13 protein-coding genes are annotated in these 15,061 nt (G+C 71.1%); 10 read left to right on the plus strand and 3 right to left on the minus strand.

The features are described from left to right. The first annotated feature begins 97 nt into the window (after positions 1-97). The 6 genes from ACTMO_RS0118840 to clpB all read left to right on the plus strand — a co-directional run bounded on the left by ACTMO_RS0118840 (position 98) and on the right by clpB (position 8,010). A complete protein-coding gene (locus ACTMO_RS0118840) occupies positions 98-589 on the plus strand; it encodes a MarR family winged helix-turn-helix transcriptional regulator (RefSeq protein ID WP_051099389.1) in 492 nt (163 codons plus the stop codon). 128 nt (positions 590-717) lie between these two features. After that, the gene (locus ACTMO_RS0118845) at positions 718-1,206 is read left to right on the plus strand and encodes a MarR family winged helix-turn-helix transcriptional regulator (protein ID WP_019856232.1); all 489 of its coding nucleotides are present in this window, start codon (positions 718-720) and stop codon (positions 1,204-1,206) included. Then, positions 1,203-3,890, plus strand: coding sequence for an MFS transporter (locus ACTMO_RS0118850; protein WP_019856233.1), 2,688 nt, complete (start codon positions 1,203-1,205; stop codon positions 3,888-3,890). Before ACTMO_RS0118845 ends, ACTMO_RS0118850 begins: the two co-directional genes overlap by 4 nt. A gap of 73 nt (positions 3,891-3,963) precedes the next feature. Continuing rightward, positions 3,964-4,818 carry a YceI family protein gene (locus ACTMO_RS0118855; RefSeq protein ID WP_019856234.1) on the plus strand — a complete coding sequence of 285 codons (855 nt, stop codon included), beginning with the start codon at positions 3,964-3,966 and terminating at the stop codon, positions 4,816-4,818. An 86-nt stretch (positions 4,819-4,904) separates the two neighbouring features. Continuing rightward, positions 4,905-5,138, plus strand: a complete 234-nt coding sequence (locus tag ACTMO_RS0118860; protein ID WP_019856235.1) for a hypothetical protein — start codon at positions 4,905-4,907, stop codon at positions 5,136-5,138. Between the two features lie 289 nt (positions 5,139-5,427). Then, entirely contained in the window at positions 5,428-8,010 is a 2,583-nt protein-coding gene (gene clpB / locus ACTMO_RS0118865) for an ATP-dependent chaperone ClpB (RefSeq protein ID WP_019856236.1), read from the plus strand. A gap of 66 nt (positions 8,011-8,076) precedes the next feature. Here the strand turns inward: clpB and ACTMO_RS0118870 are convergent, their stop codons facing one another. Then, positions 8,077-9,006 (minus strand): LysR family transcriptional regulator, encoded by a 930-nt coding sequence (locus ACTMO_RS0118870; RefSeq protein ID WP_019856237.1) that lies wholly within the window; start codon positions 9,004-9,006, stop codon positions 8,077-8,079. A gap of 162 nt (positions 9,007-9,168) precedes the next feature. Here ACTMO_RS0118870 and ACTMO_RS0118875 point away from each other — a divergent pair, with 162 nt between their 5' ends. Further along, a complete protein-coding gene (locus tag ACTMO_RS0118875; RefSeq protein WP_019856238.1) occupies positions 9,169-10,338 on the plus strand; it encodes a TDT family transporter in 1,170 nt (389 codons plus the stop codon). A gap of 8 nt (positions 10,339-10,346) precedes the next feature. Here ACTMO_RS0118875 and ACTMO_RS0118880 read toward each other — a convergent pair whose 3' ends face one another. Together ACTMO_RS0118880 and ACTMO_RS0118885 are read right to left on the minus strand one after the other, a co-directional pair. Then, positions 10,347-11,267 carry a DUF389 domain-containing protein gene (locus tag ACTMO_RS0118880; protein ID WP_026449403.1) on the minus strand — a complete coding sequence of 307 codons (921 nt, stop codon included), beginning with the start codon at positions 11,265-11,267 and terminating at the stop codon, positions 10,347-10,349. A gap of 85 nt (positions 11,268-11,352) precedes the next feature. Next, positions 11,353-12,579 carry an MFS transporter gene (locus ACTMO_RS0118885; RefSeq protein WP_019856240.1) on the minus strand — a complete coding sequence of 409 codons (1,227 nt, stop codon included), beginning with the start codon at positions 12,577-12,579 and terminating at the stop codon, positions 11,353-11,355. A gap of 83 nt (positions 12,580-12,662) precedes the next feature. Here ACTMO_RS0118885 and ACTMO_RS0118890 point away from each other — a divergent pair, with 83 nt between their 5' ends. The 3 genes from ACTMO_RS0118890 (at position 12,663) to ACTMO_RS0118900 (ending at position 14,999) form a co-directional block, all read left to right on the plus strand. Next, on the plus strand, positions 12,663-13,307 hold the full coding sequence (locus tag ACTMO_RS0118890) for a TetR/AcrR family transcriptional regulator (protein WP_019856241.1): 645 nt from the start codon (positions 12,663-12,665) through the stop codon (positions 13,305-13,307). A 107-nt stretch (positions 13,308-13,414) separates the two neighbouring features. Further along, a complete protein-coding gene (locus ACTMO_RS0118895) occupies positions 13,415-14,134 on the plus strand; it encodes a type III secretion system chaperone family protein (protein WP_033402081.1) in 720 nt (239 codons plus the stop codon). A 91-nt stretch (positions 14,135-14,225) separates the two neighbouring features. Next, positions 14,226-14,999, plus strand: coding sequence for an SDR family NAD(P)-dependent oxidoreductase (locus ACTMO_RS0118900; RefSeq protein WP_026449404.1), 774 nt, complete (start codon positions 14,226-14,228; stop codon positions 14,997-14,999). Positions 15,000-15,061 lie beyond the last annotated feature (62 nt).

Raw genomic sequence — 15,061 nt, forward strand, 5'->3', positions numbered from 1 at the left:
AGTAAAGCTCCGCTCTCCCGAGCTTGTGGGCCGGATGACCGCTCCACGACGGCTGCCGTCACACTGGGAGTGTCGGCGTCGGAGGGAGAGCCCGGTGGTGAGTGAAGGCCGCCCGCAGGAGCACCGTGCCGGGGAGGGCGGTGACCCCTTCCGTGGGGCGGAGCGTGACAGCGCCGCCGCCGAGGTCGAGCACGAGCTGGCGATGCTCTTCCGCAGGGCCCGCAAGATGTCCTCGACGGTGGCCGCCGAGATCCATCCCGAACTCGATCCGGCCTCCTACAGCCTGCTGTTGATGGTGGCCGACACGGGCTCGTTGCGTGCCATCGACGCGGCCGAGCGCATCGGCCTGGACAAGTCCACGGTGAGCAGGCAGGTGGCCAATCTGGTGCGGCTGGATCTGTTGAGTCGCGTGCCCGATCCCGAGGACGGAAGGGCCCGGATCATCCAGCTCTCCGAGTCGGGCAGGGCCCGGCTGGACGCGGCGCGGGAGCGTCGGGCCCGCAGACTGCGGGACGACTTCGCCCAGTGGTCCACCGAGGACCTGCACCAGTTCGCGAGGTTGTTGGGCAAGCTCAACGCGATGTACTGACCTCCGGACCTCCCGGTCCCGAAGGAGCCCCCGCTGGGCTCGGTGTGTCGGTGAGACCACATCCCCATTAAGTTGCTTGGTGAAACTAATATGTTTATAGTTGGTTGTACCAACCAAAGGAGTTGGCGATGACCGCACACACCGAAGCCTGCGGACAGCTGCTGGGGCCGCTTCGGACTCTGCTGGGGTTCCGGCAGACGGCACTGCAGCGGGCGTACCAGAGCGGGGAACTGAGCACGTCCGGAACCGGGCTGCTGGCCGAACTCGTCCACGGCGGCGAGTCCCGGGCCTGCGACCTGGCGCACAGCCGTGTCGTGGACGCCTCGGTGGTGAGCAGGCAGTTGGGCCAGCTCGAACAGGAGGGACTGGTCGAACGCAGGCCCGATCCGGCCGATCGCCGGGTCTCCCTGCTGCGGGCCACCGAACGGGGCCGGCAGGTGCTGGCCGAGCGGGAGGCCCGGAAGGCGAGCTGGCTCAGCCACGCGCTGCGCGACTGGGACGAGGCCGACGTCGTCCACCTCACCGAGCTGCTGCGGGCCCTCTCGCGCGACCTGCTGGCCGCCTCCCGCGAAACGCTGTCCGGTCCGACCGAGACCACGGAGGAAGGAAACCGATGACGACACCGGGCCTCGCGGCCGAGGACGACGCCGCTCCACCGGGTACCGGTCAGCGGGAAGGAAGACACAGCGCCCCGGCAGCCGGAGACGGGGCCGGTGGGGAGGCGATGACCCACCGACAGGTGCTCAAGGCGCTCGTCGGTCTGATGCTGGCGCTGCTGGTGGCCATCCTCAGCTCCACCATCGTGTCCAACGCGCTGCCTCGGATCACCGCCGAACTCAACGGCACCCAGGGCCAGTACACCTGGGTGGTCACGGCGATGCTGCTGACCTCCACGGCCACCACCCCGCTGTGGGGCAAGCTCTCCGACCTGTTCAGCAAGAAACTGCTCTACCAGCTGTCCATCGCCGTGTTCACCCTCGGCTCGGTGCTCGGCGGCTTCGCGCAGTCGATGTCCATGCTGATCGTCTTCCGCGCGGTCCAGGGCGTCGGCATGGGTGGTATGCAGGCCCTGATCCAGGTGGTCATCGCCGCCATGGTCGCCCCGCGCGACCGCGGTCGCTACACCGGATACATCGGGGCGACCTTCGCGGTGGCCACGACGAGCGGACCGCTGGTGGGCGGTCTGATCGTGGACTCCCCACTCGGATGGCGCTGGTGCTTCTGGGTGACGGCTCCGATCGCGGTGATCGCCTTCCTCGTACTGGGGCGTGTGCTGCGGCTGCCCGTGGTCAAACGGGACGTCTCGATCGACTGGTTCGGGGCCCTGTTCCTGGTCGGCGGGGTCAGCCTGCTGCTGGCCTGGGTGTCGTTGGCCGGCAAGCAGTTCGACTGGCTGTCCTGGCAGACCACCGCGTTCGTCGCGGGGGGACTGGTGGCCCTGGTGGTGGCCGTGTTCATCGAGACCAGGGTGCGGGAGCCGATCGTGCCGCTGGGGATGTTCCGCAACTCCACCGTCACCCTGGCCGTGATCGCGATGGTCTCCGTGGGAACCGCCATGTTCGGCGGTTCGGTGTTTCTGGCCCAGTACTTCCAGCTCGGACGTGGCTACAGCCCCACCGAGGCCGGGCTGATGACGCTGCCGATGGTGCTCGGCCTGTTCGTGTCCTCCACGGTCTCGGGTCAGATCATCTCCCGGGTCACGGGCCGGATCAAGCCGTTCCTCATCGGCGGGGCCCTGGTGCTCACCCTGGGGATGGGGCTGCTGAGCACGATCGACTCGCACACTCCGCTGCCGGTCGTGGACGTCTACCTCGCCCTGATGGGGATCGGCGTGGGTGCGCTGATGCAGAACCTCGTGCTCGCGGTGCAGAACAGCGTGGGTATCCGGGACATGGGCTCGGTCACCTCGGTGGTGACGTTCTTCCGCACCCTGGGGGGTTCGGCCGGGGTCTCCGTGCTCGGCGCGGTGCTGGGCTCGCGGGTCTCGGACTACGTCAGCGACGGGCTGGCCGAGCTGCCCGGCGGTGCCTCGGCGCCGAGCGTCAGTGGTTCGGGGGGTGTGTCCCTGGACATCGGTGCGCTGCCCGCTCCGATCGAGGCGATCGTGCGCGACTCCTACGGCACGGCCATCGGGGACCTGTTCCTCATCTCGGCGTGCATCTCGGTGGTCACCCTGATCGCCGTGTTGGTGATCCGCGAGGTTCCGCTGCGGACCACCGTCGACAAGCACGACTCCCCGTCCGGGGATCGGGCTGTGGAAAATTCCGGCGAGCTTGTGGACAACTCGCCGAGCGGTCGCACCGGATCGGCGACCGGTGCGGTGGCTTCGGCGCAGCCGATCAGGCGTGAAGGGGACGTTGTGGAGGCGACGGGACGCACTGTGCACACAGCGGAAGGGGTTGTGGACAACTCTGTGGACAGGCCTGGGGACAACCCTGGGGAGAACTCGGTCGAGGGCTGGTCACCGGCTTCATCCGACGGTGGGTCGGGCAGGCACGCCCGCGAGGTGAACGGGACGAGCTTCGCCGGTTCGCTCCACCCCGGTGACGGAGCGGTGACCGTTCACGGGGTGGTGCGCGGGCCGGGCGGTGTTCCCCTGGCCGAGGCGGTGCTGACCCTGACCGACTCCCTGGGGAACCAGATAGACCGCACCCGTTCGGATGAACAGGGGCACTATCGCGTGACGCCGACCGGCGGCGGAACGTACGTGCTGATCGCCGCCGCCGGTGACTACCAGCCCACGGCCTCCATGATCGTCGTCTCCGGACGCGCGGTGCGGCACGACGTCGAACTCTCCGGAGGGGCGAGCCTGGTCGGCATGGTCCACAGCGGGCCGGTCCCCGTGCCGGAGGCCACGGTCGTGCTCACCGACGTGCGGGGCAGCGTCGTGGCGGCGACCCGCACCGGAAGCGGTGGTGGCTACGAGCTGTCCGACCTGCTCACAGGTTCCTACGCCCTCACGGTGACCGCCGAGGGCTACCAGCCGGTCAGCACCGAGGTCACCGTCTCCGAGGGCAGACAGGTCACGCTCGACGTGGCCCTGGAGGCGGGAGCGCGGGTCAGCGGTGTCGTCCGTTCCGCCCGGATGGGCCACGTGGTCCCGGAGGCCCAGGTGACCCTGCTGGACGCCGCCGGCGGGGTGGTCGCCTCCACCGTCACCGACACGGACGGCTCCTACGAGTTCACCGACCTCTCCCACGGCGAGTACACCGTGATCGCCACCGGTTACCCACCCGCCGCGAACACGGTGCGGGTCCAGCAGGAGCAGGTCGGCTACGACATCGCCCTCGGGCTGGAGTGACCTTGTCGAGTCCGTTCGCCCACGAGCGGGGCGCGGTGTCACCACGTCCCGCCGATCACGAGAGGAAGACCGGATGACTGCCGGGCAGGAGGACACAGACGGGCACGGCGAGCCGACGGGCGGGGCGGTCACGGTGCGGGTGCTTTCGCTCGGTGGCCTGCCCCTGCCCGACGCGGTGTTGACCGTCACCGACGGTTCCGGGGCGCAGCGGGGTCGGGTGCGGGCCGACTCCGAGGGGATCGCCAGCGCCCCGGAGCTGCCCGCGGGGCGCCACACGGCCATCATCACCGCGCTGGGACACCAGCCCACGGCGCGGACCGCCGTGGTGCGCCCCGGGCACGAGAGCGAGCTGGGCACGGTCGAGCTGTCCCCGGTCGGCGGTTCCGAACTGCCCGAACCGGGGCTGTGGCGCATCGACCCCGCCCACTCCTCCGTGCGCGCGACGGCGCGGCATCTTGGCATCACCAGCATCCACGGGCGGTTCAACGAGTTCGAGGGCCACATCCGGGTGGCCCGGCCCGTGGAGTCCTCCGAGGTGCGGGTGGGCATCGTCGCCTCCAGCGTGGACACCGGAAACGCCCAGCGGGACGAGCACCTGCGCAGCGCCGACTTCCTGGACGTGGCCAACCATCCGGAGATCACCTTCGAGACGGTCGGGATCCGGCGCGGGCAGGACGAGCGGTGGGACCTGGACGGCAGGCTCACCCTGTGCGGGGTGACCAGGCCGGTTCGGCTGGAGACCGAGTTCACCGGCAAGGGGCCGGACCCCTGGGGCGGCACCCGGGCCTCGGCCACGGCGACGACCTTCCTGCGCAGGGAGGACTTCGCCATGACCTTCAACCAGCCGTTGAGCACCGGGATCGCGGCGATCGGCACCACCCTGCGCGTCGATATCGACGTGCAGGCCGTGTTGGTGGAAGGTGCCTGAGGCGGACCGGGGGAGCGGTGTTGACGTCGAGTGAACTGTAGGATCGCGGATCCTCTCCGGACCCTTTCCGACGTCTCGGAGACTTCGTGATCCTGGTTACTTCGGCCACCGGCAACATCGGTCCTCCCGTCCTGTTCGAGGGGCTGAGCGTCGAACAGGCCCGTGAGCACATGGGACACCTGCCCGAGGAGCTGGTCGGGGACATGCTCTCGACCTCCGGACGGGATCCCGGCGTGTTGGACACCGTCCGGGAGGTCACGGGCGTGCCCGCCCGAACCTTCCGGCAGTGGGCGCGGCGGAACATCGCCGCGTTCGGCTGAGCTCGTGCCCGAGAGCCCGCCAACGGCCGGGCGGCGGTTCCACGGTCGGTTCCGCCGCCCGGCCTTTTCTCGCGGAGGGCCTCGCCGGCGTGTCGCGGAGCACAGCGTGCCGCCCGTCTCCCGTGATCGAGGAAGGATTACACGCGCTCAGTTATGTCGTTATACTTGAGTCAGAAAGACTCAAGTTTGTTTCCACGGTGGCTGAGAGTTCGGGTTCGTAGGCCACCGGACGCTCGACGACATGCGCTCTCGGCGCGGGAGCGGTGTCCTCGGTACGGAGAGGTGAGACATGGACGCTTTCAACCCGACGACCAAGGCCCAGCAGGCGATCTCCTCCGCCGCCCAGGCCGCGACCATGGCGGGCAACCCCGACGTGGCCCCCGCCCACCTGCTCGGGGCGCTGCTGGCGCAGAGTGACGGTCTGGCCTCCCCGCTGCTCTCGGCGGTGGGGGCCGATCCCGCCCGGGTGCGTTCCGAGTGCGAACAGCTCGCCAACGGGCTGCCCTCGGCCTCCGGGTCCACGGTCTCCACCCCGCAGCTCTCGCGGGAGTCGGTCAAGGCCCTCACGCACGCCCAGCAGCTGGCCACCGAGCTCGGCGACGAGTACGTCTCCGTCGAACACCTGCTCGTGGGGCTGGCCGCCGAGGGCGGTCAGGTCGCCGAACTGCTCACCCGCAACGGGGCCACCCCGGACTCGCTGCGGGAGGCCTTCACCAAGGTGCGCGGCTCCGCGCGGGTGACCAGCCCCGACCCGGAGGGCACCTACAACGCGCTGCAGCAGTACGGGCTGGACCTCACCGAACGCGCCCGCAACGGCGAACTCGACCCGGTCATCGGCCGGGACACCGAGATCCGCCGGGTGGTGCAGGTGCTGTCCCGGCGTACCAAGAACAACCCCGTGCTCATCGGCGAGCCCGGCGTGGGCAAGACCGCGATCGTGGAGGGGCTGGCCCAGCGCATCATCGCCGGTGACGTGCCCGAGTCGCTGCGGGACAAGCGCGTGGTCGCGCTGGACGTGGGGTCCATGGTGGCCGGTGCGAAGTACCGGGGCGAGTTCGAGGAGCGCCTCAAGGCGGTACTCAAGGAGATCGCCGAGTCGGAAGGCCAGGTGATCACCTTCATCGACGAGCTGCACACGATCGTGGGAGCCGGAGCCAGCGGCGAGGGCTCCATGGACGCGGGCAACATGATCAAACCCATGCTCGCCCGCGGTGAGCTGCGCATGGTCGGTGCCACCACCCTGGACGAGTACCGCAAGCACATCGAGACCGACGCCGCGCTGGAACGCAGGTTCCAGCAGGTCCTGACCGACGAACCCAGCCCGGACGACACCGTGGCGATCCTGCGTGGGCTCAAGGAGCGCTACGAGGTCCACCACGGGGTGCGCATCACCGACGGCGCGCTGGTGGCCGCGGCCACCCTGTCCGACCGCTACATCACCGACCGCTTCCTGCCGGACAAGGCCATCGACCTCGTCGACGAGGCCGCCTCGCGACTGCGGATGGAGATCGACTCCCGGCCGGTCGAGATCGACGAGGTCGAACGGGCCGTGCGCAGGCTGGAGATCGAGGAGATGGCCCTGTCCTCCGAGGAGGACGCGGACTCGCGGGAGCGGTTGGCCACCCTGCGCCAGGAACTGGCCGACCAGCGCGAACGGCTGTCCGAACTGACCGCGCGCTGGCAGCGGGAGAAGGAGTCCATCGACCGGGTCCGCGACCTCAAGAGCCAGCTGGAGTCGGTGCGCGGCGAGTCCGAACGCGCCGAACGCGACGGGGACCTCGGCAAGGCCGCCGAGCTGCGCTACGGGCGCATCCCGCAGCTGGAGAAGGAGCTGGAGGCGGCCACCGAGGAACAGAACCGTTCCAAGGCGATGCTCCAGGAGGAGGTCACCCCCGACGACGTGGCCGAGGTGGTCAGCTCGTGGACCGGCATCCCCGCCGGCAGGCTGATGGAGGGCGAGACCGCCAAACTGCTGCGGATGGAGGAGGCCCTGGGCGCCAGGGTGGTCGGCCAGTCCGAAGCCGTGCGGGCGGTCTCCGACGCGGTACGGCGTTCCCGGGCCGGAGTGTCCGATCCGGACCGGCCCACCGGTTCCTTCCTGTTCCTCGGCCCGACCGGTGTGGGCAAGACCGAGCTGGCCAAGGCGCTGGCCGAGTTCCTGTTCGACGACGAGCGCGCCATGGTGCGCATCGACATGAGCGAGTACTCGGAGAAGCACTCGGTCGCCAGGCTCGTCGGCGCTCCCCCGGGCTACGTCGGCTACGACCAGGGCGGCCAGCTCACCGAGACCATCCGCAGGAAGCCCTACTCGGTGGTGCTGCTGGACGAGGTGGAGAAGGCCCACCAGGACGTGTTCGACGTGTTGTTGCAGGTGCTCGACGACGGCAGGCTCACCGACGGCCAGGGCCGCACGGTGGACTTCCGCAACACGATCCTGGTGATGACCTCGAACCTGGGTTCGCAGGCCATCGCGGACCCGAACCTCTCGGAGTCCGAACGGGACGAGGCCGTGATGACGGTGGTGCGCCAGCAGTTCAAGCCGGAGTTCCTGAACCGGCTGGACGGGACGGTGGTCTTCCACGCGCTGTCCACCGAGCAGCTGACCTCGATCGTGGACATCCAGGTGGACCGGCTGGCCAAACGGCTCGCGCAGCGGCGGCTCACGCTGGACGTGCAGCCCGCGGCGCGGGAGTGGCTGGCCGTCAACGGTTTCGACCCGGTGTTCGGGGCCCGGCCGCTGCGTCGCCTGGTGGAGTCGGCCATCGGCGACGAGCTGTCCCGCAAACTGCTGGCCGGCGAGATCCGGGACGGCGACAAGGTGCTGGTCGACGCCACCGCCGACAGGTCCGCGCTGACGGTGCACGCGGAGTGAGCCGGCGAGACCGCCCCGTCGGGACCCACCGGATACCGGTGCGTCCCGACTCCGCGCCCTGCTCGTTCACTGCTCCCGCAGCGCGATGGCGAGCAGGTCACGCGCCGGCCCGCGCGGGAGGGTGCCCTCCGGCCACACCGCGCACAGGGTTCGGGTCAGGTCCAGGTCGGTGACGTCCAGCCGCACGAGCGTTCCGGCGGCGAGTTCCGCGCCCACGGCACGCGCGCTGAGCACGGCGGGACCGAGCCCTCCGGTCACGGCCGCCTTGATCGCGGTGGTGGAGGAGACCTCCAGCGCCGGGGCGGGGGCCTCGACGCCGAGCTGCTTCTCCAGGGCCCGTTCGAGCGCCTGACGGGTGCCGGAGCCGGGTTCCCGGCCGACCAGGGAGGCGGCGGCCAGCTCCTCGGCCCTGGGGCTCCGTCGGCGGTGGGCCCAGGGGTGTGTGGGCGACACGACCAGCACGAGCTCGTCCCGGGCGACCCGCCGGGCGGACAGCCCGCTCGGCACGTCGGGACTTTCGACGAAGCCGATGTCGACCGAGTCCGCCAGGACCTCGGCCACGACCTCGGCCGAGTTGCCCGAGTTCAGGGCGACCACGGTGTCGGGGTCGGTGGCCCGCAGGGCGATCAGCCAGCGCGGCAGCAGGTACTCGGCCACGGTCAGGCTCGCCGCGATCCGGACGTGGCCGTGCCGGTCGGCGCGCAGCGCCGCGACACCGGCGGCCAGGTTCGAGGCCGCCTCCACCGCCGCCTGGGCCCAGCTGGCCACGAGCTCTCCCGCCGTGGTCAACCGGCTTCCCCGGGGGCGGCGTTCGAGCAGCGCGGTGCCGACCTCGGCTTCGAGCCGGCGCAGTCGGGCGCTGGCGGCGGGCTGGGACATGCCGTGCGCCCGGGCCGCCTGTCCGATGCTGCCGAGTTCGGCCACGCTCAGCAGTAGGTCGTATCCGGTCAGGTCGCGCACCTGCTGCGGCAGCGGTCGGGAGGCGGAGGAGTCCACAGCACACAACCTTCGTTCGGGTGGGCGACAGGCGGGGTGGCGTTCCGTCGGGCCGGGCGGGCCCGGAGCCCGCGCACCACGCCACGAGCCATAGGCACAGCCTATGCATCCCCAACGGGCCTGGGTCTACCCGAGGTCGTCCGGGCGGACCAGGGTGGAGGCATGACCGGCACGATCCGCGCGGACAGCACCGTCCCGACCGGCCGCCTCGGCGCGTTGCGGGAGCTCGACCACCCGGGGCGGGTCTTCGCCCACCTCGGACCCAACTGGTTCGCCTCCGTCATGGGAACCGGCATCGTCGCCAACGCCGCGGTCACGCTGCCCGTGGGGTTCGCCGGGCTGCGCGCGGCGGCGACCGTGGTCTGGGCGTTGGGCGCGCTGCTGCTCCTCGTGCTCACCGTGGCGTGGGTGGTGCACTGGACCCGCCACCCCGACACGGCGCGCGGCCACGCTCACGACCCCGTCATGGCGCAGTTCTGGGGAGCCCCTCCCATGGCGCTGATGACGGTCGGGGCGGGCACGCTGCTGCTGGGCGAGCAGTGGATCGGACTCGGCCCGGCGCTGGCCGTCGACTGGGTACTGTGGAGTTCGGGTACCGCCCTCGGCCTGTTCACCACCGCGTGGATTCCCTACAGGATGATGACCACGCACCGGCTGGCACGTGACAGCGCCTTCGGCGGCTGGCTGATGCCCGTGGTGCCTCCCATGGTCTCGGCCGCCAACGGGGCCCTGCTCGTCGAACACCTGCCCGCGGGTCAGCCGCGCCTGACCATGCTCGTGGGCTGCTACGCGATGTTCGGCATCAGCCTGTTCGCGACGCTGTTCGTCGTTCCGCAGCTCTGGCACCGCCTGGTGCACCACAAGACCGGTTCCGCCGCGAGCGTGCCCACCGTGTGGATCGTGCTCGGCCCCCTGGGGCAGTCCGTCACCGCGGTCAATCTGCTGGCCCGCCCGGCCGGGAGCGTCCTGCCCGCCCCCTACGGCGAAGCCGCCGACGCCCTCGGGCTGTTCTACGGCGTCTGCGCCTGGGGTTTCGCCGTGGTCTGGCTCGCGCTGGCCGCCGCGCTCACCGTCCGCACCGCGCGCGTCGGAATGCCCTTCGCGCTGACCTGGTGGAGCTTCACCTTCCCACTGGGCACGGTGGTCACCGGCACCAGTGCCTTGGCCACCCGCACCCACTCGGTCCTGTTCGTGGTGGCCGCCGTGGTGCTCTACCTGGGGCTGGTGCTCGCCTGGACCACCGTGGCCGCGCGCACCGCACGCGGCAGTTACCGGGGCGGGCTGTTCGAGCCGGCCCGCGGTGCTCCGGCGGGACCACGCGTTTCGTGCTAGCCGCCGGGTCAGTGGGCGCGGGGCAGGACGTGCTCCCGCCGGAGGAACAGGGTGAGTACCGCCGCGAGGGTGATGCCGGAGAGGTTGACCGCCAGTTGCAGGAAGGCCTCGCCGCACTGGGTCCAGTGCCCGGCGACGGCGGCCAGCGCGGCGAAGCCCGCCGCGGGCACGGTGGTCACCGAGATGAACACACCGATGAGGGCCCCGGACTTGTCCGAGGTGAGCGCGAGCATGCCCGCGGCACCGGCCAGCAGGGAGATGATGACCGAGTAGGGGCCGACGTGGTAGACGAACGCGGCCCGGCCGAGGTGGTCGAGCTCGGACGGGTCGAACAGCCCGGCGAGGCGGGCCAGCGCCGCCCCGAGGACGGTCACCAGGATGGCGACAGGATAGCCCACACCGAGCGCGAGGCCCGCGCTGCCCGCCAGGGAGCGGCGTTTGCCGACGGCGGCCACGGCGAGCGCGGCCAGGGGGCCGAAGTCGGGGCTGACGACCATGGCGCCGACGAGGGTGATGGCGGAGTCGGCCAGTACCCCGACGGCGGCCAACAGGCAGGACAGCACGAGGAAGGCCAGGAAGACGCCGTTGAGGCGGGACTCCTCGCCGGTGGTGGTCACGAGCTCCTCCCAGATGACGGCGTCGGCGGCGTCTCCGGGAGCCGCGCGTTCGACGGCCTCGGCGGTCTCGGACTCCAGGGTGTCGATTCCGGTGAGGCTGATCTCGCCGGTGCGGGCCACCCCGAGGTCGGTGAGCTGGTCGAGGACGTGCTCGGCGCTTTCGCGGGCCACGGCCGCCTCGACCACGTCTCCGGGAGGCTGGACGGCGACCTCGCGGGTGACGACCAGGTGGGCGATGCCGAGGTCGGCGCGCAGCAGGGCGAGTACGGCGTCGGTGTGGTGCGCCGAGCAGACCACGCGCAGGTGCAGCATGTGGCCCAGTCTGGACACCGGGCGGTGTCCGCACCCGGTGGACGGTGGGCGGCGAACCCGTTGGGTGCGGCCGTCGGAGTGGTCGTCACCGCAGCCGGCCGCTTCCCACCCCGGCGAGCACCGTGAACGTCGCCGCCGCCACGGCGAACACGATCGTGGCGGCGTCCAGTCCGAACAGTGTGGTCAGGTAGCCGAGCAGAATGCTGGATCCCCCGGCGGACAGGTAGGCCACCACGTAGATCATCGCCGAGGTGCCCGCGCGCTGGTCGGGCGTGGCCAGGGCGCTGAGCATCCGGAATCCGCCCGTGAACATCAGTCCCCAGCCCGCGCCCAGCACGAGGGATCCGGCGAACAGCAGCACGGCGCTGTCGAGGACCACCGCCCCGGCCACCGCGGCGAGTCCGACCACCAGCGGCGCCACGGCCAGTCGTACCGCGCGTGTGCCGTGCCATCCCGCCGCCAGCACCTGCGCGAGGCTGCCGACGCCCGCCAGCACCGTCACGGTCAGTCCACCGGCGAGACGAGGGGCGCTGTCGGCCAGTCCGGCCGCCACCGACGGGCCGAGGGACATGAACATCCCCCCGACCGTCCAGGCGGCCAGCATCGTGGTGGCCAGCAGTGCGAAGGTCCGTCCCCGCCCCCGCGGCACGGTCGGCCGTTGCGGGCGCAGGATCCGCCGCAGTTCGGCCCGGCGGCCGGTCACCGGTTCGGGCATCGCCAGGATTCCCAGGAACAGGACCACCAGGGCGGCGACGAGTACGAGGTAGCTGAGTCGGGTGGGGGCGGGGGCGAACTGGACCAGCGCCCCGGCCAGCACCGAGCCCACGGCCATGCCCGCCGCGGCGGCGCTGCCGTTCACCAGCGGGCCGCGCCCACTGCCCTGGGGCTGGAAGTCGAGCAGGGTGGCGCTGACCGCGCTGGTCACGGCACCGGTGGCCAGTCCCTGGAGCACGCGTCCCGCGCACAGCCATCCGACGTCGGGAGCCGACGCCAGCACCAGCAGCGAGACCGCCTCCAGCGCCGTGGCCCCGAGCAGCACGGGTCTGCGCCCCAGCTGGTCGGACAACGAGCCGAACAGCAGCAGCGCCGCCAGGACTCCCACCATGTACACGGCGAAGACCACGGTCAGCACCGTGCTGGAGAAGTGCCACTCCCGTTGGTAGAGGGCGTACATGGGGGAGGGGGCCGTGGAGGCCGCGAGGAACACCGCCAGCACGGTGGCGGCGAGGGCGAACGAGCCCGTCTGGGACAGGGCGCGCCGGGGTCGGGGGGACGGTGGGGAGGCGGTGTCGACCGCCGGTTCTGTCGGCATGGTTCTCCTCACCGGAACGGATTATTCCGCTTCGGCAACACGTCTCCGGAGGGGAACATTCCGGTTCGGGGTAGCATGTGGCTATGCCCACAACCCGACCAGCGACCGACTACGACGAGCGCGTGATCGCCGCCGCCCGCGAGGTGTTCACCCAGTACGGTTTCGCGGCCCCGATCTCCGAGATCGCCCGGATCGCCGAGGTCGGGGTGGCCAGCATCTACCGCCGCTACCCGAGCAAGCGGGAACTCGCCGAACAGGTGCGGATAGCCAGTACCTCCCGGATCATCGAGGAGGCCGAGGACGCCCTGGCGCGGGAGTCCGAGCCCTGGGAGGTGCTGCGGCGGTTCATGTACGGCTGCCTGCGGGAGCACACCGGCATCGGGGTGGTGCTTCCCCCACACGGAGGGTGCGAGGGGTTCTCGGAGGAGCTGCTGCGGTTGCGCAGCCGGATGATCTCGCTGGTGGAACGGATCGTGACCGCCGCCCAGGACGCGGGAGAGCTGCGCGCGGACCTGCGGGCGGCCGACGTGTTCGTGCTGTTCAAGCACCTGAACCCGCCGCTGGCCACGGACGAGTCCCGGCGGGCCGAGCTGCGCGCGCGGTACCTGACCCTGGTGCTGCCCGGACTGCGGGAGGCCTGCGTCCCGCTGCCCGGACAGGCTCCGGAGTGGGAGGAGCTGCGCCGGATGTGCGAGGAGGGGCCCGCCCCGGATCACTCGAAAGAGTGAGTAGCGAGGGTGCGGGCGTGCCCTCGGCCTCCACCGGGTGTCGGAAACCGTTCCTCTCCGGGGAAGGTGATCTTCGCAGTGATCGCGTGGCGGACTACCCTGCGCGTGTGGGCATACCTGCATGGGGCTGGTTCGTCGTGGCGGCCGTCGCGATCGGGGCGGGCGTCGCGCTGCTGATCACCGACCGCGCGCGGCGAACGGCGAAGAACCGGGAGAGACGACGTTGGGCGGCACTGCGCGGATGGCAGTTCGCCGAGTACGACCAGGTGCTGCCGAGCAAGTGGCAGCACGGACTGCTGCCCCAGTACGGCGGGGCCGTGGCCACCGACATCGTGGTGGGGTCGACGTTCACCGCGGACGGTCGACGACAGGTGTCGGTGCTCGACCTGGTCATGGCGGGCAGAACGGTCGCCGTGCTGGTCGGGCTGCGGTGCCGCAGGTCCATCGCCACCACCCTGGAGCTGTGGCTTCCCGAGGTTCCCGTTCCCCGGGACTCCGAACTGGACCTGCTCGGCCCGGTCGGCTCGCGCTACGCCTTCGTCGGTGACGTGGCCACGGCCCGTCCCCTGGTCACCCCCGACGTGGTGGACGTGGTCGAGGAGTTCGACGAGGACGTCACCGTGGTGTGGGCCGAGAACGACTGGGTGCTCGCGGCGCTGGAACCGCATGCCGCCGATCCCACCCGGTTGGAGAGCGCGCTGCGTGCCCTGGGGAAGCTGGCCGACCTGGTCGACCCGTTCGAGGTGGACCCCAACGAGGAGACGGAACGGGACGAGGACGGCGGACCCACCGACTCCGAGGACACCGTGCGGGACGGCACCTCCTGACGGGGCCGGCAACGCGCGGGTCCGTCCCGGCAGCGGCGGAAACCGTTCTCGTGTGCGGGGCCGCCCGCGGCACGCCGGTAGGGTGCGGGCCATGTCTACCGCTCTCGTGACAGGTGCGACGGCGGGCATCGGTCGGGCTTTCGCCCGCCGGCTCGCCGCGGAAGGATACGACCTGGTGCTGGTCGCCCGCGACGCCGAGAGGTTGCGTTCCCTGGCGGAGCTGCTGCGCGAACGCTACGGCACGAGCAGCGAGGTGCTCCCGGCGGATCTCACCGAGGACTCCTCCCTGCGCGAGGTGGAGCAGCGTCTGGAGGACGCCACCCGCCCCGTGGAGTTGTTGGTGAACAACGCCGGTTTCGGCACCTCGGGGGCCTTCTGGGAGACCGAGCCCGAAACCCTGCGGACCCAGCTCGACCTGAACGTGACGGCGGTGTTGCGCCTGACCCGTGCCGCCGTGCCGGTGATGCGCAAGCTCGGACGCGGGGACGTGCTCAACGTGTCCAGCGTGGCCGGGTTCTTCCCGATGTCCGGCTCCACCTACGCGGCCACGAAGTCCTGGGTGACCACCTTCTCCGAAGGGCTCGCCGCGTCGCTGGCCGGCAGCGGGGTGCGTGTGATGGCGCTGTGCCCCGGGTTCACCCGTACCGAGTTCCACCAGCGCGCCCGGCTGGAGATGGACCGGCTGCCGAAGGCGTTCTGGCTGGACGCGGACACGGTGGTACACGAGGCGTTGGGTGACCTGCGCGGGGGGCGCGTGGTCTCGATCCCGGGTGTGCAGTACAAGGCGCTGGTGGCGCTGGGGAAGCTGGTGCCGAAGGGACTGCAGCGCCTGCTGGTGACCAGGACGGCCCCGGACCGCACCTGACTCGGGTGTTTTCCGTACCGAGGGGTGGCCGGGGTTCCGCGCGGAATCCCGGCCACCCCATT

Origin of the sequence: Actinopolyspora mortivallis DSM 44261 (genome assembly GCF_000384035.1) — a bacterium.
Taxonomy (GTDB): Bacteria; Actinomycetota; Actinomycetes; order Mycobacteriales; family Pseudonocardiaceae; genus Actinopolyspora; species Actinopolyspora mortivallis.